We start from the raw sequence: 25,702 nt of genomic DNA, 5'->3' as shown, positions 1-25,702 counted from the left end.
GCTGGGAAAGGACAGATCGCGCGACACCAGCGCGATCTCGGCCTCGGCCACCACGCAGCGCGCCCGCGCGATCGCCTCGCGCGGACCGAAAGCGCGGCCCCGCGCGCCGCAGCAGCTCCTTGGCGCGAGTGAAATCGCCGAGCCGGGCCATCGCGATGCCGCGCAGCGCCAGCGCCGGCGCATCGTCGCGCAGGGCCACCCGTTTCAGTGCGCCGAGGGGATCACCCACCGCGAGCGCGCGCGCCGCAGCCGTAATCAGCGAGTCCATTCGAATCCCGACACACTTGTCACTCTCGCCCTCCGAGGCCTGGTCCTAACCTAGCACATGACGACATGGATCATCTCCAGCGAGATCGAATGATGACCGGACTAGAAACACATGAAGATTGGTTGAAGGGCCGGTTTGGCGGCCGTGGTGCCATGGTCGCGCGCTGGCTGTCGCTGGCGGCGGCGCCGACCTTCGCTGTGATGGCGCTCGTTGCCGCGCTGGCGCCCGCCGACATGATGTGCGGCGCCATGCAGGGACCGCTGTCATTGCAGGGGATGGTCCCGATGTACGCGCTGATGAGCGCATTTCACCTGGCGCCGTGGTTGCGCCTGTTCCGATGACCGGCTCATCCCTCCGGCAGGGTAAAGACCGCGCAGGGCCTTGCGATGCCGCGCAGCTCATGGGTGCCGAGTGCGACCAGCGGTGTCTCGGTCTCGGCGGCGACAGCGCCCGAGACCAGCACGGTCTGTTCCAATGGCTTGCACAGGCCTTCCAGTCGGCTGACCAGGTTGACCGCGGCGCCGATCGCGGTGAAGTCGAGGCGATCGGCGGCGCCGATATTGCCCCAATGCACCTCGCCGAGATGCAGCGCCGCGCCGAACGCCAGCGGCGGCAAACCGCGGCTGCGCCGCTCGGCATCGAGATGCGCCATGCCGACGCGCGCCGCCGACACCGCGCGCAAGGCCGCCTCGCATGCGCTGCGCGCGCTCGTCGTGACCGGAAAGATCGCGAGCAGTCCGTCGCCGATGAACTTCAGCACCTCGCCGCCGAACGCGTGGATCGCACCGGCGATGCGGTCGAACCAGGCATCGAGTGCTGCGATCACCTCGGCGGGCGGATGGCTTTCGGAGAGCGCGGTGAAGCCGCGCAGATCGGCAAACAGCAGCGCCGCCCGGATGGTTTCGCCGGTATTCCGCCGCAATGGCGCTGCCAGGACACGCGCCGCGCTGCGCCGGCCGAGATAGGCCTCCAGCGCCGCGGTCAATGTCGCGCGCGCGGCAAGCGCGGCGAGCGGCGCGGCCATGAAGCGCGCCGCTTCGCGCAATCGATCCGCGTCGGCAGCTGTGAAGGTGCGTATCCCGATCCAGCCAAGGGTCGGGCCGTCAGGCCGCGTTCCGATCGTGTCCTCGTGGATCGCGCCGGGCGCGAGGCCATTGAGCCAGCGCCGGCCGGCATCGCCGGATCCGACCATGTCAGGCATTGCAAAGGGTTGCTCCGGCGCGAAGCCCAGCGCTTCGATGACCTCGCCATTCTCGGCGCGCCACAGCCAGGTGCGCCTTGCGATCAGCGGATGCGGAACTTCCAGCGTCAGGGCGCCACCGGCAAGCGGCAGGCCATCTGTGATAAGGTGGCTTCCGAGGTCCGCCAGCAACCGGTTGGCGCCCGCGGTCTCAGCCGCGGCGTCGACCAGCCAGCTCAGTGTCGAGGACAATTGCATCACCCCATCATGGGGTTGATGCGCCACCCTTGTCACGAATTATCCCTGAACACCCACCGGCAATGGAGAATGGATCGATGACTGAAGCCTTCATCGTTCAACGCGAGATCCAGATCGCAGCCCCGCCCGCCACCGTGTTTGCATTCCTGACCGATCCACAGAAAATCGTGAGCTGGATGGGGCTCGAGGCCGAAACCGAGCTGCATCCCGGCGGGCTCTATCTGCTCAAGGGCCTCGGTGACGATCGCGGCCGCGCCGCGCGCGGTGCGTTCCGCGAGGTCGTGCCAGTGCATCGCCTTGCCTACAGCTTCGGTTGGGAAGGCGGCGCGGAAGTGCCACCGGGGTCGAGCCTGATCGAGATCGACCTGATCGACAAGGACAGCGGTACGCTGCTGCGCATGACCCACAGCGGCCTGCCGAATGCCGAGCAGTGCGCCAGCCATGCCAGGGGGTGGGCGCACTATATGGACCGGCTCTCGCTCGCGGCTGCCGGCCGGGATCCCGGGCCGGACCACGGTCCGGCCAACCGCAAGTGACATCGCGTCAGGTCGGCCATTTCGAGCCGAGGATGATCGAGCAGAAGTTCATCCTGGTGTAGTTCGTGTCCTTCAGCGCCAGCACGTCGGCCTTGACGTTGCCGAAGGTGGTCAGCGGCTTCCTGATGGTGCCGCTGGCGAAGTGATCGATGATGTTCTCCTTGAAGTTCGCCTCGCGCGGATGGTGCGCGCAGACATGGTCGCGGTGCTCGTGCGAGAAATCGTCATAGGCGATGCCGAGCACGTCCATCTCGACGCCGGCGGTGACCAGCGCGATGGTCGGACGCATATGCTCGGGGACGCCGGGCGTGGTGTGTAGCGCGATCGCAGTCCAGACGTCCTCGATGTCGCGCTCCGGCACGCCGTAGCCTTTGAGGAAGTCGCGCGCGGCGTTGGCGCCGTCGACCTCGAAGCGCAAATCGGGGCTCGCATGTTGAGCGGTGAGGCCCATGTCGTGGAACATGGCGCCGATATAGAGCAGCTCGGCATCGAATTGCAGCTTGCGGCGGTTGCCGGTCAGCGCGCCCCAGAAGAACACGCGGCGGCTGTGGTTGTAGAGCAGATCGTCCTCGGTATCGCGCACCAGCTGGGTCGCGGCGCGGGCCATGGCGCTGTCGGGTACGCGGATGCCGGCGATGATCTCGGTCATTTCAAGATGCTCCTCGATATGGCAAGACGATGCCGTGGCGTGCGAACACGCGCGGTCGGCGCTCGTCTCTGCGATGTGTTCGGATCGCCTGGTGGCGTGATCCTTAGGCCCCTTGTCGCCCGGTTTGGCTTGATCTCGCAACGATCACGCGCCGCCGGATCGGGCCAACGAGACATCGTTTCGCGCCAGCGGGGCGGGGAGAAGGTATGGCGGTTCAGAAGGTCGCGATCGCGATTCACGAAGGGGTTCAGGCGCTCGACGTCGCAGGCCCGGTCGACGTGTTCGCGGAGACCAACGGCTTTGTCGCTGATGGCGATGGTTATGAGACCGTGCTGGTCGGCGCCAGCCGCGAACCGCTGCGCGCATCGAGCGGCATGAAGATCGCGGCCGACCTCAGCTTCGACGAAGCAACGGAGAGGTTCGACATTCTGCTCGTCGCCGGCGGGCCCGAATTGCCCGACGCCGCGCCTGATCCCGATCTCACGCGGTGGCTGCGCGGGGCGCCCGAGCGCGCAGAACTCTACGGTTCGATCTGCACCGGCGCGTTTGCGCTCGGCCATGCCGGGCTGCTCGACGGTCATAAGGTGACGACGCATTGGCAGAACGCGCAGCTTCTGGCGGCGCGCTTTCCGGCCGCCGAGGTGATCTTCGACCGGATCTACATTCGGGACGGCAGACTGATGACCTCCGCCGGCGTGACCGCGGGCATCGATCTCGGGCTCGCGCTGGTCGTCGAGCGTCATGGGCCGCAGGTCGCGGTCGCGGTGGCCAAGCGGCTGGTCGTGGTGGCGCAGCGCCAGGGCGGGCAGTCGCAGTTCAGCCCCTATCTCACCGCGCCGGTCGACGAGGATTCGCCGATTGCGCGCGCACAGGCGCATGTCATGCAGCATGTCGGCGAGCGCCACACGCTGCAATCGCTGGCCGATGCGATCGGCATGAGCGTGCGCAATTTCGGCCGCGCCTTTGCCCAGGAGACCGGCATCACGCCGCACGAATTCGTCGAGCGGGCGCGGGTCGACGCCGCACGCCGGCTGCTCGAGGGCTCAGACCGCCCGCTGAAGGCGGTTGCCTTCGACTGCGGCTTCGGTTCGGCGGACCGGATGCGCATCGTGTTCACCGAGCGGCTCGGCGTGTCGCCCGCGCAGTACCGGTCGAGTTTTCGCAAATTGTGACGCCGTTCATGAAGCAGACGCCTGATCGGGGATAGGATCAACCTGCCCGAATTGTACTAAAAAATCATGCAACTTTTCCGCGAGGCTGCCATGGACGCGCTCACGCTCTTCATCATTCGTCATGCCGAGAAGCCGGGCGAGTCCTGGCCTGGACCCGGCTTCACCGCGGACGGTGTGTCCGATACCGAGTCGCTGGTGCTGCGCGGCTGGCAGCGCGCCGGCGCGTGGACGGCGTTGTTCGGCACCGATCTCACCGGCGGCGACTATGCCAAGCCTGATGCGATCTATGCCGCGACACCAGGAACCGAGCCCAATCAGCCGCCGTCGAGCCGTCCCGCCGAGACGATCTCGGCGCTGTCCGTGCGTCGCGGCCTGACGCCGAACGAAGGGTTCGGCAAGGGTGACGAGCCGGCGCTGATGAAAGAGGTGCTGGCGTCGAAGGGCGTCGTGCTCTTGTGCTGGGAGCACAAGGCGATCATCTCCGACATCCTGCCGCTGATCCCGGTCAGCAAGGGCACGCCGCCCACCAAATGGGAGGGCAGCCGGTTCGACGTCGTGCTGCGCTTCGAGCGCGCCAAGGGCGACGACAAGTTCGCCTTCAAGGAGCTGTTTCCAAAATTGTTGTCGGGCGATTCCGACAAGCCGCTGGGCGGCTGAGCCGCGCTGCAACTGTGCCGATCAATCCAGCCCGAGCGCCTTGCGCGATTTGCGCGTCAGCTTCGCGGCGATCAGCGCATGGGCCTGATCGAGATAGGCCTTGAGCTCCGCGTCGGGCAGGGCGTCGTTGTCAACCAGCTGCACCCATGTGGCGCGCGCCAGATAGGGTGCGGGCCGCGCCAGACCCTGCTCAATCAAGAGCTGATAGGCCATGTTCGAGGTCTTGAACATGAAGCCGCCGGTGCTCTCGATGTAGCCGCCGGCCAGCGCGAACATCTTGCCGCCGACCTTGAACACCGACGTGCCCTCCCATTGCACCACCTTGATGGCGGCGGGCAGGCGCAGGCAATGGGCTTCGAAGGATTTGGGGCGCATGAGTCGGAGGGGCCGGGAGGCTCAAAGCCATAATCCAGCCGCGTGACGGTCGACAAGCCCGGTGAGGCCGGCGATCCCCGGCTCGTTCCGGTCCCCGCTGAGTCCTCACGACCTCACGAAAACGTGGGTTGTCGTCATTCCATCTGTAGATATATCGTAAGATATGTTTTTAGTAAGGAACAAGAGAATGAGACGATCGATGTTCCGCGACCTGGACCATGAGGGTTTTGGATTTGGCTTCTTCGCGGGCCGGCACGGCAGGGGCGGCCATCGCTTCGGACGCGGCGGCCATGGCTTCTTCGGACGGGGTGGCGGGGGCGACTTTCCGGGATCGCGGCGGCTCTCGTCGCAGGATCTGCAACTCGTGATCCTGGCGCTGCTCGGCGAGCAGCCGGCGCACGGCTACGAACTGATCAAGAAGATCGAGGAGCGGTCGGACGGCTTCTACAGCCCGAGCCCGGGCGTGATCTATCCGGCGCTGACTTTCCTCGAGGAGATCGGCCATGCCAGCGTCACCCAGGACGCCGCGCGCAAGCTGTACAGCATCACCGAGCAGGGCAAGGCGTATCTCGCCGAGAACCGCGCCACCGCGGATACTATTCTCGAGGCGCTGTCGCGGATCGGCCGCCGCATGGAGGAGGTGCGTGAAGCCTTCGCCGGTGTCAGCGATCTCGATGGCGGAGCGTCCGACGATTTGCATCGCGCCCGTCACGCGCTGAAGAGCGCGCTGCGCCAGAAGCGCGGCTGCGATACCGCCGAGGCCCGGCGTATCGCAAAGATCCTGGACCGCGCTGCCGCTGAAATCCTGCAGCAATGACCCAACCGCAAGCAAGGAGTAACGCTGCCGCTTAGAGGCGGCACCGAGCTCTGCCTGAAGGTGGCGCGAGGATCTGTTCCGCACGCAGGCAGGAAATCCCGTTGGCGTGATTGTGAGCGGACACGGCCTCACAGCCTGCTGGATTTTGCCGGCGCTTCTTGCTCTGCTCCGAAAAAATCAGGAGCGAAGCGCCGCATGTCCGATGTCCCGCCTCATCATCCACTCGATCGCCCGATCTGGAGCGCGCTGACCACAAGACAGCGCGACCTTGCCGAAGTCAGTACCGACGCGCGGCGCTTTCCGGTCGCGATCGCACCCTTCGCGGACATGGCCGACATGTCGCCAGAGAGCTTTGCTGCGCTCGGCGCGCTGCTGTCGGGACCTGACATCGCGGTGCTGTTCACGCCCGATCCGGTCATCGTGCCGCCGGAGTTCAAGATGCTGCTGGCCGAGACCGGCGAGCAGATGATCGGCACGCCGGCGGACTTTTCTCTGCCCGGCGTCGAGATCGTCAGGCTCGGCGTAGCCGACGTTCCCGCGATGATGACATTGACAGCGCTGACGAAGCCCGGACCGTTTAGCGCGCGGACGCATGAGCTCGGCAACTTTTTCGGCATTCGCGCTGGCGGCGAACTGATCGCGATGACCGGGGAACGGATGAAGCCGGGGAACTATACCGAGATGACCGCTGTGTGTGTGCATCCGGATCACCGCGGTCGCGGCTATGCGCAGGCGCTGCTGTCGGCGGTCGGCCGCCAGATCGCGGCGCGTGGCGAAATTCCGTTCCTGCACGTCTTCACCAGCAACGTCTCGGCGATCGCGCTGTACCGGCGTCAGGGCATGGAGATCCGCCGCCGTCTGCACATCACGGTGTTGCAGAAGCAGGGTGAGGGCGGATAAGCGGATGGTTCAGGTGAGCCTGTTGCTCGCCTGATGCACCGTGCGCTTGTCGCAGCTCGGATCGATCGCGACGGCAGTGGTTGCGATCCGGCCGTGTGCGACGACGTTGTTGCTGATCTCGATATTCCTGGCGCGGCCGACGAAGATCGCGCTGTCCGGCTTGATGTGGAACAGTTCGCCAGCCCCGAACGCATTACCGCGTAAAAATGTCTGGCCGATCACATTGCCGGCGATCTTGGCGCCGTCGGCATTGCTGACGAAGATCGCATAGATGTAAGAATCGTCGATGTGATTGCCTTCGATGATGACGCGCCGGTTCTGGAAATTGTCCTGGAATCCCTTGGCCCCTTCCGGCGGCACCATGCCGACATAGATCGCGCCGAGCGTGCCGCTGCCGCTGGTCAGCTCATTGGCGCCGTTGACGCAGTGGCTGAAGCGGTTGTTGCGGAACACGAGGTTGTCCGCAAACCCGGACTCGGACCAGAAGCCGATGTCGCTGCCCGCCTGCAGCGCGACGCCGGTCGAGAACGTGAACTGGCAATTCTCGACGACGGCGTTCGGCGCCTTCATCAGTACGCGGCCGCAGGCGTGGAAACTGCAGCGCAGCACGGTGGCGCCGGATCCGATATGCGTCAGCGAGGTGACGGCATCGCCGACCTTGAGCGGCAGGTCCTGCTGCAGAACCACGTCGTAGATCAAATCCGGCTGGGTGGTCGGGCTCCGGTTCTTCCACAGCTGGGCGATCTTCGCCTTCAGCTCCGGCGCGTGACGCTTGGTCAATTGCGCGACCTTGCCGCGTCCGAGCGAGCGAAACGTCGCGTGGTCGCAGCTCTCGATGTCGTCGCCGGCCGCAAGCCCGATGTCCCATTTCGGGCTGAGCAGGAACCGGCGCGGCGCGGGCTTCGCCACGACGTAGTAATAGAAGCCGTGCACGTTGACGGCATCGTCGGAGGTGTTGGCGAAGCTGCAATCCTCCATGGTTGGACCGTGTGCGACCGCGGTGAAGTGCGAGCCGTCGGAATTGGTCGAGATCAGGCGGTCGGCCGTTGCGCCCTTCGGCCGAGGTCCCGGAACGACCGAGACCTTTTGCAGCATCATCGAGCCTTCGCCGCCGTTCTCGATGATGCCCATCCCCGGCGAGGCGAGAAGCTTGAGGTCGATCAGGCTGGTGGCGAAGCTGGAGTCGATGGCGATGGCATGCGCGCCGCTATTTGCGATGGTGACGACGTCACCGGCCGCAATCGGCAGCTGGCTCGGAAAGCGATCGTTCGCGCTCCACCGCAGATGCACCTTGATCAGCCCATCGCTGATGCGCGTGGCATGGGCCGGCGACAGGAAATCTCTGGCGCCGGTCTTCAGCGCCCGGTTGTGACGGTCCATCACCTTGAAGAAACCGTCGGTGAAGGTGGCCAGCAGCGCGGCATCATCGGGATAGCCAGGGTCGACCTTGACCGTGATATCGACCGCCTGTTTGTCGAAGGCGGTGATCGTACCTTGCGTGAAGGGCAGCGGGTCGTAGTCGATGGTGAGATCGCGGACGGTGAGGCGGTTGCAGCCGGAGATCGTCAACGTCCCGCTGCGCGTGGTGTTGATCAGCTGTGCGCCATTGCCGTTGAGCTCGAAGCCGTGGAATTGCCGGAACGCCAGCGGCCGCTTGATCCGGTAGCTGGCGTTCTTCTCCAAATTGAGGACGATGTGAACCGGCCCCGCCTTGCTGGCGTCAGCCGCTGCCTTGGCAGCGGCGGCCAGCGCCTTGGCAAAGGCCGCGTCGGCGTCGCCGCCGGAAGTGGCGGAGAAGGTCGCCATGTCAAAGCTGGCCGCGCCGGGGACCGACGCCGCCGGTTCGGCGCGGCTTTCGGTGTCGAGCAACGGGCTCGCCACAAAAAGCGAGGCAAGCGTCAGCGCCCGCCGGCGGCTGATCGACATGGAGCGCGTCTCCTTGCGAGACCGGGATCGGTCGCGCGCATCGTCGGTTCGCGAAGATGAATTGGAGCCAAACGGCGTGGAGCTGGCGCAGCCGCTCGCGACATCGTGAATGACGTTGCCGCCGGTCGTGCGCTGTGCTGGCGGTGCGGTCGTCCATCGCACCAAAATGCATTGAGCCCGGGCGCGCTTGGCGCGTCCGGGCTCGTTGTTGTTGATACAGGCGTCAGTGCATCGTCTGTTCCGACGCTGCGATCCAGGCGATGACGGCCTCGGAGAAGCCGTCGACCCGCGTCCACGGGCCGTGTCCGACGCCGTGCTGGTAGGACGCCACGTTGACCATGTAGCCGCGCCCCTTGGGAGCCGGCACCTGGTCGTGGCTCTGCTCGTCGGTGAAGACGATCAGGCGATCGGCCTTGCGGTCGATCTCCGTCACCGCCTTGCCGAGATACGTCCCGCCATGCGGCTGCGAGCCGATGATCGCATCGCGCAGTGCGAAGCCGCGGCGCGGCGGCAGCTTCACGACCTCATTGCTGAACGTGAAGATCTCCACCTCGTCGCAGACTTCGCGGGCGAGGATCGCAAGCCCGCAGGCCGCTTCCGCCCGCGTCATCTCGGACTGGGCCGAGAGCGGCGAGAACATCGATCCCGACACGTCGATCAGGAGCCGCGTGCGGCCATCGAGCCGCGCGTAGTCCTTGACCGACTTCAGCATCGCTGCCTCGAGCTCCGGCTCGAAGTCCGGCGCATAGCGCGCCGCCGTGATGAAGCGGTAGGGCAGGATGCGGTCGGTTCGCATCGCGTCGATCGCCTCCGCGATGGTCCGGCGCGGCACCTCCGCCTTCTGCATCAGGCGCAGGTTGCGGAGCAGCGCCAGCCCGCCGAGCCGGTTCTCGGCGATCAGCCGCTCGAAGGTCTCACGCTTGTCCTTGCCGGACGACAGCGAAACCTCCCAGGTGTCGGGCGAGGCCAGCTCGCCGTCGACGAGCTGCTTCCACACCTTCTCCTGTGCGGCATCCTTCGGCTTGGCGTGGACAAGGAACAGCACGTCCTTGATCCGCACCGCGCCATCGCGATCGTACTTCGCGAGCTGGTAGGCGTCGAACTTGGTCAGCGCCCGCGCCAGGCCCTTCTTGACCTGCGCCGAGACGGGCTGACGCTTGCGCTGCTGCTGAGGGCCGAGCGCATCCGCCCAGTAGATCGCAAGCAACTCGGTCATCTCGTCGGGCCGCTGGATCACGCGGGCGAGCGTATCGGCGACGAGGGCGCGATGGGTCGGATGCCGCGCCATCTCGCGGACCACGAGCAGCGGCGCGTGCCGCAGCTTCATGGTCTCGCGCGCAGCGATGGCGAGTTCGGCCGTCCGCTCGGGCGCGACCAGCGGCACCAGCGCCTTGATGCGATCCGCGATCGCAACCCCGTCCTCGTAGAACTGGCTCTCCCACAGGAGGCAGTTCAGCAGCGCGCGCCGCAGCTCCATCTCGGGCGTAAAGCGCTTGCCGCGCGCACCCTCACGGGTGAAGGCGCGCATGATCTTGTTGATCGTGGCCATGATGGCCTCCTTTCTGGGTGAGTATGGATTGGAGTGTGGTGCCGGGGAACAGGCGAGCCTGGACCGCCCATCGAAGGGCTTTACGTGCTCTAAACTGAGCTACGAACTTTCGTTCGGGAGGATTCGAACCTCCGACAGCGAAGTATCAGCGCCCTTCACCACCGGCATTGACGAACCACGACCCGGGAACCGGCGATTGCTGAGACCCCGGTCGGCAGTACCGGCCGGGAAGTGCTCTACCGTTGAGCTACCGGCGAAAACGAGGCCGGGCGGGAGTCGAACCCGCGTCTCTTGCGAGTAAGGCGATGTAACAGCGATCTTCACCACGGGACGTGGAAGGGGTCGGCGGGGAACAGGTGATGCTGTCTTGCCCTTGCGGACATCGTGGTTCAGACGAAGTAACAGACATCTTCACCACCGCCGCGCCGATGCTTGCGCATCGGCGAATTGGTCCGCTGGGGAACGGGCGATATCGGCTTGAGCAGTGACGCAACACGGCATCCATCCTTGCGGAGAGAAACCGTGCCGGGCCGCGCGCGGATCCCCTCGCGAGGGCCGCATCCCGGTGCGTGCGCCAAAGGCGGGGATCGAACCCGCTTTCACCAGACGAAGTATCCGACATCTTCACCACCAGCGGCGGTCGGACCGCAGCGATGCGGCCGACCGTTTCGTGAATAGTTGATGGCGGCGCTGTCGACGCGCCGCCCGTTGCGAACCCCTCGGAGTTCGCTCTGCCATCGGTATCCGGCTCATCGCCTCGTTCCCTCCGGCAGGCCCCGCGCGCTTGGGCACGCGCGTGTCCGCGCGAGCCCCGGGATCCGGGTCTCCCGTTCCGGCTTGCGCCGGGTAGTTCAGATGAGCCGTGCTGCGGACAACAAAAAACCCTCCGGAGCAGCTGGCTCGGGAGGGTCCACATTGATTGCGGACTGTCGACCTCGCGCTATGCGAGGTCGCTCCCATGAGCCGGGCACAGGCTATCGATCGGCCGGAGGCCGTTCGACAGTTGGCGGAATCTTTCAAATCCGTAGTGCATCATCTGGCTCATGTTTGATCGCGAGCGATGGTGCTCGCGAAGGTTGCGGGAGATACGCCTCGTCGATGTCGATGTCAACAACGGAAATCTAGCGACAGAAAAATTCAGCGTCGCTTGTGCGTCTTCGCTTTGCTCGCAGGCTTGCTGCCGCGCGCAGCGATCCGCGTCAGCGCATCTGCAAACGCGTGTGCAGCGGGGCCGAGCGGCTCGTCGAGCCGGTGCGCGAGATAGGCCTCCATCGCAAGCGCGGCGTTGCGACCAAGTGCGCCGGTCTCGATCCGCACCAAACGGCGTTCGTTCAAGTCGCGCGCCACTTGCCACAGCGGCAGCCGGCCCCAGCCGAGCCCGGCCAGGATCATGGCGTGCTTGGTGTCCTGATTGCTGACCCGGCAAATCTGCGGCGAGAGCACGCCGAAGTTGCGGCCTTCCGACAGCGGCGTCGGGTCCGACAGCACGATCTGCAGATGATCGGCGAGGTCGGCGACGCTCTTGCGGCCACGGCGCGCGAGCGGATGGCTTGCGGAGGCGACGGCGATGATCTGCACGGAGCAGATCGCGTCGAGCGCGAGGCGGGGATCGCGAAAGTCCTCGCCGACGGTGACGGCGAGCGCGCTGCGCCGCTCGGTCAGGGCCGCGATCGGACCTCCCATCGGTTCGACCGCGAGCCGCACGCTGACGGACGGATAGGCCGCGCGCATCTCCGTCAGCGCCGCGCCGACGGCGGCGATCGGGAACAGCGTGTCGACGACGAGTGCGAGTTCCGACTCCACCCCGTCGCCAAGGCCGTGGGCCCGCGCCCGCATCGCATCGACGCGGAGCAGGAGGTCGCGCGCATTGCCGAGCAGCGCCTTGCCTTCGGCGGTCAGCGCCGGGCGATGGCTGGAGCGGTCGAACAGCGCGAGGCCGAGTTCGGCCTCGAGATTGGCGATGGCATGGCTGACCGCGGATTGCACCCGCGCCAGCCTGGTCGCGGCGGCGCGAAAGCTGCCGCTGTCGGCGATGGCGACAAAGACGCGGATCTGATCGAGCGTAAGGTTATCGAGCATGATCTAAGAAATCGATCAAATGGATGCAAAACTTATCACTCCTGTCGATGGCCCGGAAGCGCTATTTGTGGTGGCTTAAGCTTGGGGTGGAGTGCACGCATGACGATCGAGACGGCCGTGGCGCAGCAGAGCGAGGCCAAGCGATGGGCGACGGTCGCCATCGTGATGGGCTGCGGGATCGGCGCCGCATTGCAGGTCGGCAAGGTGCCGATCGCCGCGGCGATGCTGCAGCAAAATCTCGGCATCGACCTCGCTGCGGTCGGAACGGTCGCCGGCATCTTCGCGGTGCTCGGGCTGGTCGGCAGCGTGCCGGCCGGCGTCGTGATTGCCGCGGTCGGTGCCCGCAGGGTGTTGCTGTGCGGCCTTGCGGCCATCACGCTCGGCGCGGTGTCGGGCGCACTCGCGCCGTCACTCGCGGTGTTGCTGGCATCGCGGCTGCTGGAAGGGCTCGGCTTCCTGCTAGTGATGGTGGCAGCGCCCGCATTGCTGGATCGTGTCGTCGATGTCAGCGCGCGCAACGTCACCATGGCGGTGTGGAGCTGCGTGATGCCGTTCGGCATCGCGTTGGCGCTGGTGGCCGGCCCGATGTTCGATGGCTGGCGCGCGATCTGGTGGGCCAGCGCCGGCTTTGCCGCCGTGCTGTTCGTCCTCGCCGGCGTCACCGTACCCGGGGTGGCATCGCGGGCCGGCCCGGCGCGTAGCGGGCTGATGCAGGAAGCCGCCGCGCTGGCGCAGCGGCGCACTCCGGCGCTTCTGATGGTGCTGTTTGCGCTCTACAGCCTGATGTTCTTTGCGCTGTTCAGCTTCCTGCCGATCCTGCTCACCGCGCGGCTCGGAGTCTCCAGCCAGAGCGCCGGCGGGCTCAGTGCGTTGGCGGCGGCGGTCAACGTGGTCGGCAATCTCGCTGCGGGCAATCTGCTGGCGCGCGGTGTCAACCGCAATGTGTTGATTGCAGTGGCGGCATTGGTCATGGGCGCGTCCGCTTTCGGAATCTTCCTGACGGTGCTCGGCGGGTGGGGTGCATTCTGGCTGTGCCTGCTGTTCTCGGCTGTCGGCGGCCTGATCCCGGCGACATTGCTTGCAACCGCGCCCGCGGCGGCGCGTTCGGCGGCGATGGTGCCGGTCATGATGGGGCTGTTGATGACGGGCAGCAATTTCGGCCAGGTGACCGGACCGATCGCGGTCGGCGCCGTCGTCTCGGCCTGGGGTTGGGGCGCGGCCAGCGTCATGGTGGCTGCGGCGGCGATCCTTGCCGGTCTTGCGGCATGGCTGCTCGCGCGCGGCGATCACAACGCCGTAAGCGAGGCCAGGGACCCGGCTTGACGGCGCGGACGCAGAGGGCGAAGGAGTGATCAGTCTCTCACGCCAACGACAACAGGAAAGTTTCATGACACGCGTGCGCTGTATCACCGAAATGGGCATGGGCGTCGACGTTCACGGCCGCGACGCCACCAAGGCCGCCAAGCGGGCGGTGTCGGATGCGATCCGTCATTCCAGCCTCGGCTTCTTCCGCATGCTCGGCAAGACCGCGAACGACATGTTTGTCGACGTCACGATCGCCGTGCCGAATCCGGAAGCGGTCGATACCGAAGCCGTCGCCAAGGAGCTGCCCTATGGCACCAAGACCGTGAAGGCGATCGCGGGCGGGCTCGAGATCCCGTCCGATCTCGGCAACGACCCGATCCTGATCGCGAACGCCGCCGTCATCGTTAGCTTCGACGACGGGAAATGAAAGAGGAGGGGGCGGCGACCGGTATGCGTGCGTTAATCGCCGCCTTTGAAATAGTCCGGCTTGCCGGTGGTCCAGGTCTCGCCCCAATGCTGGCCGCCGCCGTCGACGGTCAGCGTCTCGCCGGTGATGAACTTGCCGGAGGGCGCGGCGAGATAGACGGCGGCTTCCGCGATGTCCCAGGGCGTGCCCGGGCGCATCATCGGGTTGGAGCGCGGATAGGCGGCGCGCGCCGCCTCGCTGTAGACGTTCCAGCCCTCGGTCTCGATCGCGCCGGGCGCGATGCAGTTGATGCGGATGTTCAGCGGCGCCCATTCGACCGCGAGCGCGCGCGACAGGCCGATCACGCCGGAGCGGGCCGCGATCGTGTGCGCGATGCCGTAGAGGCCGTGCGTCGTGACCACGACGACATTGACGATGCTGCCCTGATGTTTGCGGTCGCGCCAGCGTTGTGCCGCGGCCTGCATCATGTACCAGGTGCCGTTGAGGTTGGTGTTGATGACCGCGTTCCAGCCCTTGATCGAGAAATCGATCGCGGCCTGCGGGAACTGGCCGCCGGCGCTGTTGACGAGATGGTCGACGCGGCCATGCGCAGCCCACAATGCATCGAACATCGCATTGACCGCGTCGGCATCCTTGATGTCGGCGACGTGCGTGGATGCCTTGACGCCGCGATGGCCGAGTTGATCGACCAGCGCATCGAGCTTGTCGGCATTGCGTCCCACGACGACGACATGCGCGCCGAGCCGGGCGAACAGCCAGGCGATGGCGCGGCCGATGCCGCCGGCGCCGCCGGACACCACGACCACCTGACCGGCCAGCGCGTCGGCCGCGAACACGGTCGGATGTGTCGCGAGTTCGTCGTCGGAAAGGCCGAGCGTTGCGCTTGTCTGTTGATCGTGCTGTTGATCGTCCATGGCCGGTTGCAGACCTTGCGGCTTTCAATGAGCTCCGTACATTAGCCGTCCAACAACAACCATGCAAAGAATGCCGACATGACCGACCTCACAGCCTTTCCGATCACGAAGCGCTGGCCCGCCCAGCATCCGGATCGCCTGCAACTCTATTCGCTGCCGACGCCGAACGGCGTGAAGGTCTCGATCATGCTCGAGGAGATCGGGCTGCCCTACGAGGTCCATCTCGTCGACTTCAACAAGGACGATCAGAAGACGCCGGAGTTCCTGTCGCTGAACCCGAACGGCAAGATCCCGGCGATCCTCGATCCCAACGGTCCCGGCGGCAAGCCGCTGCCGCTGTTCGAGTCCGGCGCCATCCTGCAATATCTGGCCGAGAAGACCGGCAAGCTATTGCCGGCGGATGCCGCGCGCCGCTACCAGGCGATCCAGTGGGTGCATTTCCAGATGGGCGGCATCGGGCCGATGTTCGGCCAGGTCGGCTTCTTCCACAAATTCGCCGGCAAGGATTATGAGGACAAGCGGCCCTTGCAGCGCTATGTCGCGGAGTCCGCGCGCCTGCTCGGCGTGATGGAGACGCATCTCGCCGGACGGCAATGGTTCATGGACGATGAATACACCGTCGCCGACATCTCGATGCTCGGCTGGGTGCGCAATCTGATCGGCTTCTATGGCGCGCGCGAGCTCGTCGAATTTGATCAATTCAAGAACGTCGCCGCCTGGCTCGAGCGCGGTCTCAAGCGGCCGGCCGTCGAACGCGGGCTGAATATTCCGAAGCGTCCCTGAGCAGGCTACTTCAGCAACTCATAGACGACGGGATTGTCGGCACAGGCGGCAAAGCCGCATTCGAGCAGGGTGGAGATCACGTTCAGCGCCGTCAGCCCGATCACCAGCCACACCGCTCCTTGCGCGAACTTGCCGGGCGCGGTGACTTGCGCTGTGCGGTGATCGAACTGGCGGTCGAACAGCAGCATGGCCGCGAGCAGGACGATCGCCGCGATGAATCCGATCAGCGCCCACGTATAATAATGATAGCCGAGCAGCGCCGAGCCGTAGCCGGCATCGCCGGGCAGGATGTGCAGCAGCACCTGCCGGGTCGAGACCGAGGCGCCGAGGACAGCCGTCAGCAGCGACAAGGCATAATGGCTCGGCCGAGGTCCGAAGCGGATGTTCAGGATCGGTCCGATCGCCAGCAGGGCGAAAAGGATGCGCTGCAACAAACACAGCGGGCAGGGCAGCTCGTGCAGCAGCAGCTGCGCGGCAAAAGCTGCGGCCAGCAGCAGCGCAAGGCCATAAAGCGCGAGTGCATTCAGGGTCACGGCCCGGGTGTCGGTCATCGCTGGCCTCAGAACGACAGAGTGAGGCGGTCGGTGGCGTGGTGCAGCAAGGTCGCGACGCAGGCGACCAGGATCACCGCGAACAAGCCGATCGCCAGGGGACGCGGACCACGCCAGGCCACCAGCATGGCGATGGTGATGGCGAGAAACAGTGCGGTGAATTCCATCCTCAGCCTCCGGGTGCGAGCCGGCCGCAGTCTATGACAGATTCGTGTGTGCCCGCGGCGACGCGAATGGGCATTGTCGCTTGCGCGCGGCTCCGCCAAGATGGCATCACCGATTGAGTTCACTTCCAGCCCGGGGCACCTCATGACCACAGACGCGATCAAGCCCGCCGTCCATCACAAGCACCAGCCCTGGTACAAGATCCTCTACATTCAGGTGTTGATCGCGATTGTCGCGGGCGTCTTGATCGGACATTTCTATCCCGGCCTCGGCAAGCAGTTGAAGCCGCTCGGCGACGGCTTCATCGCGCTGATCAAGATGATGATCGCGCCGGTGATCTTCTGCACCGTGGTGCACGGCATCTCCTCGATGGGCGACCTCAAGCGCGTCGGCCGGGTCGGGCTGAAGGCGCTGATCTATTTCGAGGCGGTGTCGACGGTCGCGCTCGCGGTTGGCCTCTTGATCGGTGAGCTGCTGCAGCCCGGCCGCGGCTTCAACATCGATCCCGCGTCGATCGATCCGAAATCGGTCTCCACTTACGTCACCCAGGCGAAGGAGCAGGGCATCGTCGCCCATCTGATGGCGATCATCCCCGACTCGTTCTTCGGCGCGCTCGCGCGCGGCGACCTCTTGCAGGTGCTATTGATCTCGATCCTGTCGGGGTTTGCCATCGCCTTGATGGGCAAGCCCGGCGAGCCGATCGCCGAGGCGATCGACAAGGCATCGAAGATGTTCTTCGGCATCATCCGCATGATCGTCCGTGTCGCGCCGCTCGGCGCGTTCGGCGCGATGGCCTTCACGGTCGGTGCCTACGGCCTCGGCTCGCTGGTGAACCTGGCGGCGCTGATCGCCACCTTCTACCTGACCAGCATCCTGTTCGTGCTGATCGTGCTGGGCGCGATCGCGCGGCTGGCGGGCTTTTCCATCATCCGCTTCATCGCCTACATCAAGGACGAGCTCCTGATCGTGCTCGGCACCTCGTCGTCGGAGACGGTGCTGCCGCAGATGATCCAGAAGATGGAGCATCTCGGCGCCTCGCGCTCGGTGGTCGGCCTCGTGGTGCCGACCGGCTACAGCTTCAATCTCGACGGCACCAACATCTACATGACGCTGGCGACGCTGTTCCTGGCGCAGGCCACCAACACGCATCTGACGATCTGGCAGGAGCTCGGCATTCTCGGCATCGCCATGATCACCTCGAAGGGCGCCTCCGGCGTCACCGGCGCCGGCTTCATCACGCTCGCCGCGACGCTGTCGATCGTGCCCGATATTCCGATCCAGTCGATCGCGATCCTGGTCGGCATCGACAAGTTCATGAGCGAGTGCCGCGCGCTGACCAACTTGATCGGCAACGGCGTCGCCTGCGTCGTGATCAGCCTCTCCGAAGGCGAGCTCGACAAGGACGCGCTGCACGAGACCATGGCGCATCCGCTCGAGCTCGGCGAGGCGCTGGAGCCGGGCGGGACCGGGTAGGGTAGGATGACGTCGTGGGGCCGTCGCAGGGGGCGCTGCCAAAATATCGAAAACAACCCCATGCAAAGGAGCCGGCGGCGGCCAGTGTTCGGCCAGGCAACTTGACATGTCGGGCAATTCAGGGGTATTTTCTAATATTCAGAAATTGCGCCGATGTTCCTTCGCCCCGCCGCGCCCACATCGCGGGCGGGAGAGGGAACGCGCCTTATCCCGATTTTCGGGAAGCCAAGGTCGAAGTTGAGGGTAGACCGGACCTGACTGCCAATGGCGAGAACCGGCGCTTTTGACGCGGAATCGGCATGGCACGGCCGCATCCGCCTGTTAGCTTCCACTCGCGGTCAGTCAATCGGAATCATCACGGATCGCCGCATTTGCCCGACAGCCTGAGAAAGGTGTCCCTTTCCGTGCATGTCCTCAATGAGAATAATTTCGCCGACGCCAATGATGCGTGTCTCACCGTCGCTCGCTGTTATCTGATTGGGTGCATCAAGATTGATGACGTATTGCCGTCGCGTAGCAGGGTGCCAGTCGAAGAACCAATCGGCCGGGGTTGTCCGAAAATAAATCCCAGTAGCGGGTAGCCGTCCCGAAGTTGAGCCGTCCGGGCCATGTTCTGTCATCTCTAAGTCGATGTCTCGGAAGTGCGATTCTCCATCTTCGTCAGCATAGAGGTTATGGATACGCATGGCCGTGCTCCTTGTGACGTGCGAGGTTGCGAAACTTTCCGCCACAGAGCGTCGGTGGGCAAGGGCCGCTTCTGGGCCCCTAGCGGAAGGTCTCGGCACGTCAACTCTTTGGCCTTGAGCGGACGTGGCCGAGTCCGGCCGCGATAGCCTGTTTTGCCTCGACTCGGACGTCAGCACCTATGCAATCCCAATCATCGGCTGATAGAGTTCCGCTCCTTGCTCCTTTCGAGAGAGACGCGCATGGCACGGCTTCTTCTATCGATTGCTGCATTGTTAGTGGGATTGTCCGACGCAGCGTTCGGGCAGACATCCGCCGAGATCGCGCCTGGTGGAAAGCTGCGGGTTGGCATGATTGCCATTACGGTGCTCGGAGGCGTGGCCGAACCCGTCGCGAGGTTCGTCGGACAGAAGCTGGGCGCGGCTGTTGAACCGGTGATGTATCCGAACCCGGAATCTTACCTACAAAGTTTCGGCAAGAGTGAATGGGACATCGCCATCGGGCCACGCGTCCTTGCCCCGGCTGACAAGGCGGATTCAACGGCGAACCTTTGGGCCATAAGTCTCGTCTACGTGGCCGCGCCCGGAATAGAGTTTCCCGACATCGCCTCCGTGGACAAGGCAGGTGTGAAGATTGGCACTATCCTCGGTGCTCCCTCCGACCGTGTGCTGACGCGGGAGATCAAGGCCGCCGAGATCGTCCGTATCCCGTTGAGCCCGACCATTGCGGCTGACGCGGCCGACTTCCTGCGCTCCGGCAAAGCAAACGTCTTTGGCGCGGACTCCGGCGTCGGCTATCCTGCCGCCGAGTTGCTGACCGGTGCCAAGATCGTGCCGGGCGCCTTTGGGACGGTTCTCGTGGCGGCTGCGCTGCCGAAAGGCCGCTCTCCCGCTGCGCAGGCTCTACTCGCGACACTGGTCGACGAAGCAAGACAGACCGGCGTAGTGCAGAAAGCCATCGACGCGAAGAACCTCAAGGGCGTGAACGTCGTCACAAAATAGCAGGACACGAACGAAGGCCCGGTCAAGGCCGCCGGTCACCAAATCGCAGGTTGTGAAAGCAAGTCGCAGGTTGCCAAAGATAGTCTGCGTCCGCGCAGGTTCAACCGTTTTGGGAGATTTCCGTGCGAATGAATGCGTTCTGCAAACTACTTGGTGCAGCGTCAGCGTGTCTGTTCGTCTCATCAGCCGCCTTGGCCGAGGAACAAGAATTCGCTGGCAATTACCAACTAATCAGCGCCACGCGAAAAATTCTCGATACCGGACAGATCGAGGACACCTTTGGCAAGAAGCCAAAGGGGTTGGCCATGTATGGGAAGGATGGTCATTTCGTCATTCTTATCACCTATGACGGCCGGCCCAAGCCTGAATCGATTGATAAGATGACTGATCAGCAACGCGCCGATCTTCATCGGATGATGACGGCCTACGGCGGTACTTACACCTACGACGGTAGCAAGGTTGTGCATCATCTCGATCTCGCGTGGAACGAAGTTTGGGCCGGTACGACGAACATCCGAGACGTACAACGCGATGGAGATCGGATTATCTACGTCGCCCGCCCGGCACCCTTTGCAAGCGACGGCAAGATCAGCGTCGTGACTTTGGTTTGGGAAAAAATGAAATAGCCGCACCGAGTGTTTGAATAGCCAAGCTATTGCTGCGATGCATGAGTCCGCGTCTGGCCCATCGCGACATTTTGCGCTGGCGCACAATTCCGGCCGCTATAGGGTCAAAGCGGACATTGCCTTCGCAACACATCGCTAGGTTTGGGTACACGGTCTTCCGATGCGCCAGCACGGACGTTTGAGGCGGTGACGAGTTCTCCAACCGGCGAGGGTTCGATCGTGCCGATGCCTGACAACCGGCCCTCAATCTAATCCAGGTCCTCAAGCATCAAATTGCCATCGACCCTAGCGGGCCCGTGGATCATAGTTCGAGCCTGTCGACGAGTTTGGTGAAGAAATGCTCCTGGATATAGGTCTTCGCGGTGGGGCCCTCGCTTTGCTGGTGCTGCTCGCGCTCGACGCCCTGCTGCAGTTGCGCAACAGTCGGCTCGGCCGCATAACTCTTGTTTTCGACCTGTGCGGAATTGCGTTTCTCATTGAGACGGCTCCGCAATTTCGCGACAGCCAGGCAGTGTGGATCCTCTTCCTGCGGCTGGCGAGCAACATGGCGGCGGCTGTCTTCGTTCTCTGGAGCGAGGAGGTATTCGACGACACGGCGAGGCCACCATGGATTGGCTGGACCGCGGTGGGTGTGATGGCCTTGCTTGCCGTCTGGTCCGTGGTCACGGACTCCTCATGGGCCTGGCTCGCGACCCATGTCTCCGCTGTGATGCTTGTGGTGATCGCGATCGGTCGCGTTCTGCTGGGCCGGGCCAACGACCTGGTCGAGATGCGCCGCCGGGATCGGGTCGTGTTCGCATGGGGTTTGGGTCTCGCGATCGTGGGCTGCACGCTGATTGGGTCAAGCAATCTCGCGATGACACCCGCGCTTCCCGGTGTGCTGGGCATCGCGCTTGCTGCCGCCTTGTTCCGCTTGCACAGGGCAAGCCCGGTCTCCGCGGTCGCCGCAGCGCCACCGGCATCGGAACCGGCCCCATCAATATCTGAAATGACCGAGGCGGAAGCGGCCCTCTATCGGCGTTTGCAGACAGTGATGGAGGTGGAGCGGGCCTACCGTGACGGCAGCATGACCATCGGCAGCCTGGCCAAGCGGCTCGACGCGCCGGAATACCGCGTGCGCCAGCTCATCAATCAGCGGCTCGGCTACGGCAACTTCGCCCGCTTCGTCAACTCCTACCGGCTGGCGGAAGCGCGCTCGGCCCTGGCCGATGCCGGCCAGGCGCGTGTCCCGATCCTGACGATTGCACTGGATGCCGGCTTCGAGTCGATCGGCCCGTTCAATCGGGCGTTCAAGGCGGTGACCGGGGAAACGCCGAGCACATTCCGCAAACGGACCCTGGCCGGGCGGGTGTGACGCACCGATTGTCGCAAACGGCCAAGCTTTGCGGGTTTCGGCGACCCAAAGTGCGAGTTTCGGCGCGACCGGCTCGGACTTGGCCACCATGTTCGGCGTCCAGCATTGGAGACGCACATGGTACCGCCCGTTCGACCGACCACCCACAGACTCCTCTATATCGACAACCTGCGCTGGTCGGCGATCAGCATGGTGGTGGTCATGCATGCCGCCGTCACCTACTCGCCGTTTGGAAGCTGGTACTATCGCGAACATCCACCGTTGGGCCTGGGCAGCCGGGTGGCCTTTGCGGCCTATCAGGCGCTTCAGCACGCAGTCTCGATGGGGCTGCTGTTCGGCATCGCCGGATACTTTGCCGCCGGCATGGTCGCTCGCCGCGGCGTCGTCGGCTTCTTGAAGGAACGGCTGTATCGGCTCGGCGTACCCCTGCTTCTTTATATCGGGCTTATCGGACCGCTGACAGAGTACTACGTGGCGGGATCATGGTGGTCGCAGCCGCGCCGGAGTTTCACTGAGGACTGGTTGCACCACGTCTCCAACGGCCAGCTTCTTGACGGCTCCGGCCCGCTCTGGTTCTGCCTTGTGCTGTTGCTGTTTTCCGGCTGCTTTGCGCTGCTTTGCAGATTCCGGCCGATCGGCCAGCCCTCCGCCCGGCCGGTACCGAGCCTCGCCGCCGTGCTCGGCTTTGTCCTGGCGATGAGCGTCGTGACGTTCGCGGTGGGGCTGCTGGTGCCGGAAGGCCGCACCATCCTCAACATCGCCATTCACGACGCGCCGCAGTACCCCTTCATGTTCGCCGCTGGGGTTGCGGCGTGGCGGGGCGATTGGCTGCGACAGATTTCGAGCGGCGCAGGACGGCGCTGGCTGGTCTGCGGACTGGTGGGGAGCATCGCGCTGTGGGCCGCGATCGTCGTCTTCGGGGGAGCCCTCGAAGGTCGGTTGGCCGACTATGGCGGCGGTTGGCATTGGCAGGCGGCAGGCATGGACTTTTGGCGGTCGGCGACGTGCGCCTCGCTCAGCCTGGGCTTGGTGGTGCTGTATCGTGATCTGTTCGACTGGCAGGGGCCGGTGACGGGGTTCCTCAGCCGGAATGCCTTCGGCGTTTACGTTCTGCACGCCCCTGTGCTCATCGCGGTGACCCGCGTCATGCACGATTGGTCCGTTGCCCCGCAATGGAAGTTCCTGTTGGCAAGCCTGGTCGGCGTGGTCGCCAGCTTTCTGGTGGTCGGATTGCTGGCTCGGCGCGTTCCGGGGCTGCGCGCAGTGCTGTAACGTTGGAGCGCCCGGCCTATAAGCTGCCCATGGCCGCGCTTGGCATGAGGCGCGTTCGGTCTGCGTGGGGGGCGCCCGGCGGCTCGGCCGTTCAGCTCATAGCGGAGCATTCGTTGTGTGGTATTAAGGCATGATCCGGGTCATCATAAATGCCCCCGATGGCTCGCCGATGGATATTGCCGATCCCTAGTGAAGGCGAAGGGCCGGGATGCGCGTAACCGATCTAATGAAGAGAGGGGTGGTGTTCGTCGGCCATGCTGGTCTTGACGGCAAATTTATTGCCGACGGGACTGGCTTCGTCGTGCTCATGGAGGCGCATGGTTTTGCGTTTCCCTATATCGTGACCGCGAAGCATGTGATTGACCAAGCTGCTGGGTACGATGAAGCACGCCGAAGAGAAATTCTGATCAGATTTAACAGGAAGGGAGGCGGTGTCGATTATCGAAAGACAGCCTTTGTCTCTTGGCATACGCATCCCGATCACGTTGAGACCGGTAGGAAGCAGAAATATATCGACGTCGCGGCATTCCCGCTTGTGAATTACGACACTTGGGAAGACCCAAAGATCGACGCCTATGATTTCATTATCATTCTAGAAGCTGACGTATGCACCGATGATATCATCAAGCAATACGCGATAGGTCATGGAGACGAAGTTGTAATCCCTGGTCTCTTTCATTCGTACTTGGGAGAGCAACGAAACATTCCAATCCTTCGGACAGGCAATATCGCGGCAATGCGTGATGAACCTTTCCCGAGTGATCGCGGACCGATGGACGGCTACCTCGTAGAAATGCGGTCCGTTGGAGGGATCAGCGGTTCGCCAGTCCTTACTCACATGGCCATCCGGCCTGAAAAGATCGACGCTGGGAGCGATATCGCGGCCCTGCTCGAAAAGTCGAAGAAGACCCACTTCCTCTTAGGGCTGATTCACGGGCACTACACAATCAATTCTAGAGATGATTGGGTCTTCAAGACAGAACAGGAAGTCGGCGACATCAACGCCGGTATCGCCCTTGTCGTCCCGGCATCGAAAATCATGGAGACAATTTGCCAGCCATCCGCTTTCGTAAGGGCGCAGGAACTGGCAAGGCAAGCTCAAGAACATGATGACGCGATCTCTCGCATGTTGAAGCGCGTCAACGGCGCGCTGAAAGAGTGACCGACAAAGGAAGCCCGCTGCGGAGCGGGCTCTGTCGATCTGCAAAAATTTGCTCAAGATTAGGGCCAGCAGCGGGGGCGTGGATGAGCGAGACTCCGCTATCGATCAGAATTTGCCGCGCGAGGCGCTATCGTATAGTTCCATAGCGGACACACCTCATCTGTAGACAAAGCAAGCGCGGCCAATTGTGCTTTCGTAACTTTCCTGCCTTTTCTGTAGATGGCCTGGTCCAGTCGCGCCTCAACTGTGAGCCCCGCTTGCGTGGTAGTCCCTCTGATGAACGCGAGCATTGCGTCCAAGCTGCGCAATGGTTGGCCTGCCCAGTTCATGCTGATGTGACTGAACAACCGGTATTCTATTGGATTCCACCTGGAACACCCCGTTGGATAGTGACTTATGGTGACGGTCAAACCCATGACGTCGCATAGCCTATCCTGAAGATCCTTTTTCCAGCTGCGGTGGTTGTAACCGTTGCCTCCGCCTCCATCCGCAAGGATCAGAACGCGATTGGCCTGGCCGTATGCAAGCTGGCCATAGTTCTGCCACCACTGCTCTAAGCAGCTGACAGCAAACTCCGATGTGTTCCCAGAAATTCCGACCGTAACGTAGCCGGCATTCTTGGCTAGGTCGTAAATGCCGAACGGGACGGCGACGCATTTCGCATAGCCCGCAAAATGAGCATCAACCTGGATCGGCTCGCGGCGCCAATTTTTTCCTTCGCGTCGATAATTTCCGATCAGCTCCTTTTTCTTGGTATCAATGCTGATGACCGGCAATCCCTCACGAAGGAATTTTTCCTTCAGCTCGGCGATATATTTAAACTGCTGGTCACGATCTGGGTGTGCTGCTCCAACCCGTTGCTTCTGAGCAACCTGTAGTGAGTACCCCATCTTGCGCAACAAGCGCGCAACGGTATGGGTGCATGCCTTATGGCCTTGCTCGTCGAGACGTTTGCTTAGATTGCGGAGGCTGCTGCGTACCCACTTCTGGCGCCCCATTGGATCTCCTGCAGCTTCTTCGCAGAGCATACTTTGAAGAGCGGCCTCGATACCTGGATCCTTGATTTCGATAGGCTTTCTTCTTGTTAGTTTCAGCCTGTAACCCAGCCTACGCATCAAGACAGAGATGGTTTTGGGTTCAACGTAAACGCCGCGATCCTCAAGTCGCCTGCGCAGCATTCCAAGGCTGGTCCGCACGCATTTTTTGCGACCAGTCGGATTGCGGACAGCTTCCTCTCTCAATAGCACTTCGAGCTCAGAAGCTACTTTGAGGTCTTTTGTACCGCTTTCGCGAGGTCGCCTGGGCTGAAGGTGCGAGACTGGAAGAAGGCTGCCGGCCGACATGCCTTCGGTCTGCTCAAGTATGCGGGCTCGACGCGAGATGGTTTGCGACGCGAGGCCGGTGATACCTGCCAACACCGATACGCCACCGCGACCGATGACCTCAGCTTCTGTAGCCGCCCATAGAGACCATTGTTGTCGATTCAAATAGGGACTGAGAAGCTGCCACCGTCTTACAACTTCTGCCTTGTTTTTCATGATCGATACTCCGCCGCGGCCCGCCAATCCTTGTAAGTGGTCCCTCAATGAAGACTTGCCCCAGATGTTCTCTCAAACAAG

Annotated in this window: 26 protein-coding genes and 1 pseudogene; 15 read left to right on the top strand and 12 right to left on the bottom strand. The window is 63.7% G+C overall.

Features of this window, described 5'->3' with window-relative positions:
- A pseudogene (locus AC628_RS15960) lies at positions 1 to 268 on the bottom strand (helix-turn-helix domain-containing protein); the annotation flags it as partial.
- 152 nt (positions 269 to 420) lie between these two features.
- Here AC628_RS15960 and AC628_RS15955 point away from each other — a divergent pair.
- The gene (locus AC628_RS15955) at positions 421 to 609 is read left to right on the top strand and encodes a hypothetical protein (protein ID WP_074127736.1); all 189 of its coding nucleotides are present in this window, start codon (positions 421 to 423) and stop codon (positions 607 to 609) included.
- 5 nt (positions 610 to 614) lie between these two features.
- On the opposite strand, the gene AC628_RS15950 is transcribed toward AC628_RS15955, so the two are convergent.
- Positions 615 to 1,706 carry an adenylate/guanylate cyclase domain-containing protein gene (locus tag AC628_RS15950; protein ID WP_074127735.1) on the bottom strand — a complete coding sequence of 364 codons (1,092 nt, stop codon included), beginning with the start codon at positions 1,704 to 1,706 and terminating at the stop codon, positions 615 to 617.
- Positions 1,707 to 1,783: 77 nt separating this feature from the next.
- Here AC628_RS15950 and AC628_RS15945 point away from each other — a divergent pair, with 77 nt between their 5' ends.
- Positions 1,784 to 2,242, top strand: coding sequence for an SRPBCC family protein (locus tag AC628_RS15945; protein ID WP_074127739.1), 459 nt, complete (start codon positions 1,784 to 1,786; stop codon positions 2,240 to 2,242).
- A gap of 7 nt (positions 2,243 to 2,249) precedes the next feature.
- On the opposite strand, the gene AC628_RS15940 is transcribed toward AC628_RS15945, so the two are convergent.
- Complete coding sequence (locus AC628_RS15940) at positions 2,250 to 2,891, bottom strand: HD domain-containing protein (RefSeq protein WP_074127734.1); 642 nt, start codon at positions 2,889 to 2,891, stop codon at positions 2,250 to 2,252.
- 206 nt (positions 2,892 to 3,097) lie between these two features.
- On the opposite strand from AC628_RS15940, the gene AC628_RS15935 reads away from it, so the two are divergent.
- Entirely contained in the window at positions 3,098 to 4,063 is a 966-nt protein-coding gene (locus AC628_RS15935; RefSeq protein WP_074127733.1) for a GlxA family transcriptional regulator, read from the top strand.
- A gap of 90 nt (positions 4,064 to 4,153) precedes the next feature.
- Positions 4,154 to 4,720 carry a histidine phosphatase family protein gene (locus AC628_RS15930; protein ID WP_074127738.1) on the top strand — a complete coding sequence of 189 codons (567 nt, stop codon included), beginning with the start codon at positions 4,154 to 4,156 and terminating at the stop codon, positions 4,718 to 4,720.
- A gap of 21 nt (positions 4,721 to 4,741) precedes the next feature.
- On the opposite strand, the gene AC628_RS15925 is transcribed toward AC628_RS15930, so the two are convergent.
- On the bottom strand, positions 4,742 to 5,095 hold the full coding sequence (locus AC628_RS15925; protein WP_074127732.1) for an MmcQ/YjbR family DNA-binding protein: 354 nt from the start codon (positions 5,093 to 5,095) through the stop codon (positions 4,742 to 4,744).
- A gap of 187 nt (positions 5,096 to 5,282) precedes the next feature.
- Here AC628_RS15925 and AC628_RS15920 point away from each other — a divergent pair, with 187 nt between their 5' ends.
- Both AC628_RS15920 and AC628_RS15915 read left to right on the top strand, forming a co-directional pair.
- Positions 5,283 to 5,912 carry a PadR family transcriptional regulator gene (locus AC628_RS15920; RefSeq protein WP_245321190.1) on the top strand — a complete coding sequence of 210 codons (630 nt, stop codon included), beginning with the start codon at positions 5,283 to 5,285 and terminating at the stop codon, positions 5,910 to 5,912.
- A gap of 195 nt (positions 5,913 to 6,107) precedes the next feature.
- Entirely contained in the window at positions 6,108 to 6,812 is a 705-nt protein-coding gene (locus tag AC628_RS15915) for a GNAT family N-acetyltransferase (RefSeq protein ID WP_074127730.1), read from the top strand.
- A 9-nt stretch (positions 6,813 to 6,821) separates the two neighbouring features.
- Here AC628_RS15915 and AC628_RS15910 read toward each other — a convergent pair whose 3' ends face one another.
- The 3 genes from AC628_RS15910 to AC628_RS15900 form a co-directional block, all read right to left on the bottom strand.
- Complete coding sequence (locus tag AC628_RS15910; protein WP_143201629.1) at positions 6,822 to 8,738, bottom strand: right-handed parallel beta-helix repeat-containing protein; 1,917 nt, start codon at positions 8,736 to 8,738, stop codon at positions 6,822 to 6,824.
- 223 nt (positions 8,739 to 8,961) lie between these two features.
- Positions 8,962 to 10,287, bottom strand: coding sequence for a TROVE domain-containing protein (locus AC628_RS15905; protein WP_074127728.1), 1,326 nt, complete (start codon positions 10,285 to 10,287; stop codon positions 8,962 to 8,964).
- Between the two features lie 1,137 nt (positions 10,288 to 11,424).
- On the bottom strand, positions 11,425 to 12,366 hold the full coding sequence (locus AC628_RS15900) for a LysR family transcriptional regulator (RefSeq protein WP_074127727.1): 942 nt from the start codon (positions 12,364 to 12,366) through the stop codon (positions 11,425 to 11,427).
- 99 nt (positions 12,367 to 12,465) lie between these two features.
- Here AC628_RS15900 and AC628_RS15895 point away from each other — a divergent pair, with 99 nt between their 5' ends.
- Both AC628_RS15895 and AC628_RS15890 read left to right on the top strand, forming a co-directional pair.
- The gene (locus AC628_RS15895) at positions 12,466 to 13,689 is read left to right on the top strand and encodes an MFS transporter (RefSeq protein WP_074127726.1); all 1,224 of its coding nucleotides are present in this window, start codon (positions 12,466 to 12,468) and stop codon (positions 13,687 to 13,689) included.
- Between the two features lie 64 nt (positions 13,690 to 13,753).
- Positions 13,754 to 14,098, top strand: a complete 345-nt coding sequence (locus AC628_RS15890) for a Lin0512 family protein (protein ID WP_050627504.1) — start codon at positions 13,754 to 13,756, stop codon at positions 14,096 to 14,098.
- 32 nt (positions 14,099 to 14,130) lie between these two features.
- Here AC628_RS15890 and AC628_RS15885 read toward each other — a convergent pair whose 3' ends face one another.
- Positions 14,131 to 15,012 carry an SDR family oxidoreductase gene (locus tag AC628_RS15885; protein ID WP_074127725.1) on the bottom strand — a complete coding sequence of 294 codons (882 nt, stop codon included), beginning with the start codon at positions 15,010 to 15,012 and terminating at the stop codon, positions 14,131 to 14,133.
- Positions 15,013 to 15,090: 78 nt separating this feature from the next.
- Between AC628_RS15885 and AC628_RS15880 the strand changes: the two genes are divergently transcribed.
- Positions 15,091 to 15,795: a glutathione S-transferase family protein gene (locus AC628_RS15880; RefSeq protein WP_074127724.1), complete on the top strand. Its 705-nt coding sequence runs from the start codon at positions 15,091 to 15,093 to the stop codon at positions 15,793 to 15,795.
- A gap of 5 nt (positions 15,796 to 15,800) precedes the next feature.
- On the opposite strand, the gene AC628_RS15875 is transcribed toward AC628_RS15880, so the two are convergent.
- Positions 15,801 to 16,346: a disulfide bond formation protein B gene (locus AC628_RS15875; protein WP_074127723.1), complete on the bottom strand. Its 546-nt coding sequence runs from the start codon at positions 16,344 to 16,346 to the stop codon at positions 15,801 to 15,803.
- 8 nt (positions 16,347 to 16,354) lie between these two features.
- The gene (locus tag AC628_RS44015) at positions 16,355 to 16,513 is read right to left on the bottom strand and encodes a DUF5993 family protein (RefSeq protein ID WP_021080068.1); all 159 of its coding nucleotides are present in this window, start codon (positions 16,511 to 16,513) and stop codon (positions 16,355 to 16,357) included.
- A gap of 142 nt (positions 16,514 to 16,655) precedes the next feature.
- Between AC628_RS44015 and AC628_RS15870 the strand changes: the two genes are divergently transcribed.
- On the top strand, positions 16,656 to 17,984 hold the full coding sequence (locus AC628_RS15870; protein WP_074127722.1) for a dicarboxylate/amino acid:cation symporter: 1,329 nt from the start codon (positions 16,656 to 16,658) through the stop codon (positions 17,982 to 17,984).
- A gap of 338 nt (positions 17,985 to 18,322) precedes the next feature.
- On the opposite strand, the gene AC628_RS15865 is transcribed toward AC628_RS15870, so the two are convergent.
- Entirely contained in the window at positions 18,323 to 18,670 is a 348-nt protein-coding gene (locus AC628_RS15865; RefSeq protein WP_074127721.1) for a cupin domain-containing protein, read from the bottom strand.
- A 240-nt stretch (positions 18,671 to 18,910) separates the two neighbouring features.
- Here AC628_RS15865 and AC628_RS15860 point away from each other — a divergent pair, with 240 nt between their 5' ends.
- From AC628_RS15860 to AC628_RS15835, 5 genes are all read left to right on the top strand, one after another.
- Positions 18,911 to 19,669 (top strand): type 2 periplasmic-binding domain-containing protein, encoded by a 759-nt coding sequence (locus AC628_RS15860; protein WP_143201628.1) that lies wholly within the window; start codon positions 18,911 to 18,913, stop codon positions 19,667 to 19,669.
- 128 nt (positions 19,670 to 19,797) lie between these two features.
- Positions 19,798 to 20,295 (top strand): lipocalin-like domain-containing protein, encoded by a 498-nt coding sequence (locus tag AC628_RS15855; protein ID WP_074127719.1) that lies wholly within the window; start codon positions 19,798 to 19,800, stop codon positions 20,293 to 20,295.
- Between the two features lie 382 nt (positions 20,296 to 20,677).
- A complete protein-coding gene (locus tag AC628_RS15845) occupies positions 20,678 to 21,649 on the top strand; it encodes an AraC family transcriptional regulator (RefSeq protein ID WP_245321191.1) in 972 nt (323 codons plus the stop codon).
- Between the two features lie 117 nt (positions 21,650 to 21,766).
- Positions 21,767 to 22,921, top strand: coding sequence for an acyltransferase family protein (locus AC628_RS15840; protein ID WP_074127716.1), 1,155 nt, complete (start codon positions 21,767 to 21,769; stop codon positions 22,919 to 22,921).
- Positions 22,922 to 23,129: 208 nt separating this feature from the next.
- Complete coding sequence (locus AC628_RS15835; protein ID WP_074127715.1) at positions 23,130 to 24,083, top strand: hypothetical protein; 954 nt, start codon at positions 23,130 to 23,132, stop codon at positions 24,081 to 24,083.
- Positions 24,084 to 24,181: 98 nt separating this feature from the next.
- Here the strand turns inward: AC628_RS15835 and AC628_RS42120 are convergent, their stop codons facing one another.
- A complete protein-coding gene (locus tag AC628_RS42120; protein ID WP_083632936.1) occupies positions 24,182 to 25,621 on the bottom strand; it encodes an ISAzo13 family transposase in 1,440 nt (479 codons plus the stop codon).
- Positions 25,622 to 25,702 lie beyond the last annotated feature (81 nt).

This window comes from Bradyrhizobium sp. NAS96.2 (genome assembly GCF_001908235.1).
Classification (GTDB): domain Bacteria; phylum Pseudomonadota; class Alphaproteobacteria; order Rhizobiales; family Xanthobacteraceae; genus Bradyrhizobium.
This window is presented reverse-complemented; position numbering and strand designations above follow the sequence as displayed.

Coding starts and splice junctions, on each gene's coding strand:
- AC628_RS15955 (WP_074127736.1), top strand. CDS start 421: ATGGTCGCGCGCTGGCTGTCGCTGGCGGCGGCGCCGACCTTCGCTGTG.
- AC628_RS15950 (WP_074127735.1), bottom strand. CDS start 1,706: ATGCAATTGTCCTCGACACTGAGCTGGCTGGTCGACGCCGCGGCTGAG.
- AC628_RS15945 (WP_074127739.1), top strand. CDS start 1,784: ATGACTGAAGCCTTCATCGTTCAACGCGAGATCCAGATCGCAGCCCCG.
- AC628_RS15940 (WP_074127734.1), bottom strand. CDS start 2,891: ATGACCGAGATCATCGCCGGCATCCGCGTACCCGACAGCGCCATGGCC.
- AC628_RS15935 (WP_074127733.1), top strand. CDS start 3,098: ATGGCGGTTCAGAAGGTCGCGATCGCGATTCACGAAGGGGTTCAGGCG.
- AC628_RS15930 (WP_074127738.1), top strand. CDS start 4,154: ATGGACGCGCTCACGCTCTTCATCATTCGTCATGCCGAGAAGCCGGGC.
- AC628_RS15925 (WP_074127732.1), bottom strand. CDS start 5,095: ATGCGCCCCAAATCCTTCGAAGCCCATTGCCTGCGCCTGCCCGCCGCC.
- AC628_RS15920 (WP_245321190.1), top strand. CDS start 5,283: ATGAGACGATCGATGTTCCGCGACCTGGACCATGAGGGTTTTGGATTT.
- AC628_RS15915 (WP_074127730.1), top strand. CDS start 6,108: ATGTCCGATGTCCCGCCTCATCATCCACTCGATCGCCCGATCTGGAGC.
- AC628_RS15910 (WP_143201629.1), bottom strand. CDS start 8,738: ATGTCGATCAGCCGCCGGCGGGCGCTGACGCTTGCCTCGCTTTTTGTG.
- AC628_RS15905 (WP_074127728.1), bottom strand. CDS start 10,287: ATGGCCACGATCAACAAGATCATGCGCGCCTTCACCCGTGAGGGTGCG.
- AC628_RS15900 (WP_074127727.1), bottom strand. CDS start 12,366: ATGCTCGATAACCTTACGCTCGATCAGATCCGCGTCTTTGTCGCCATC.
- AC628_RS15895 (WP_074127726.1), top strand. CDS start 12,466: ATGACGATCGAGACGGCCGTGGCGCAGCAGAGCGAGGCCAAGCGATGG.
- AC628_RS15890 (WP_050627504.1), top strand. CDS start 13,754: ATGACACGCGTGCGCTGTATCACCGAAATGGGCATGGGCGTCGACGTT.
- AC628_RS15885 (WP_074127725.1), bottom strand. CDS start 15,012: ATGGACGATCAACAGCACGATCAACAGACAAGCGCAACGCTCGGCCTT.
- AC628_RS15880 (WP_074127724.1), top strand. CDS start 15,091: ATGACCGACCTCACAGCCTTTCCGATCACGAAGCGCTGGCCCGCCCAG.
- AC628_RS15875 (WP_074127723.1), bottom strand. CDS start 16,346: ATGACCGACACCCGGGCCGTGACCCTGAATGCACTCGCGCTTTATGGC.
- AC628_RS44015 (WP_021080068.1), bottom strand. CDS start 16,513: ATGGAATTCACCGCACTGTTTCTCGCCATCACCATCGCCATGCTGGTG.
- AC628_RS15870 (WP_074127722.1), top strand. CDS start 16,656: ATGACCACAGACGCGATCAAGCCCGCCGTCCATCACAAGCACCAGCCC.
- AC628_RS15865 (WP_074127721.1), bottom strand. CDS start 18,670: ATGCGTATCCATAACCTCTATGCTGACGAAGATGGAGAATCGCACTTC.
- AC628_RS15860 (WP_143201628.1), top strand. CDS start 18,911: ATGGCACGGCTTCTTCTATCGATTGCTGCATTGTTAGTGGGATTGTCC.
- AC628_RS15855 (WP_074127719.1), top strand. CDS start 19,798: ATGAATGCGTTCTGCAAACTACTTGGTGCAGCGTCAGCGTGTCTGTTC.
- AC628_RS15840 (WP_074127716.1), top strand. CDS start 21,767: ATGGTACCGCCCGTTCGACCGACCACCCACAGACTCCTCTATATCGAC.
- AC628_RS15835 (WP_074127715.1), top strand. CDS start 23,130: ATGCGCGTAACCGATCTAATGAAGAGAGGGGTGGTGTTCGTCGGCCAT.
- AC628_RS42120 (WP_083632936.1), bottom strand. CDS start 25,621: ATGAAAAACAAGGCAGAAGTTGTAAGACGGTGGCAGCTTCTCAGTCCC.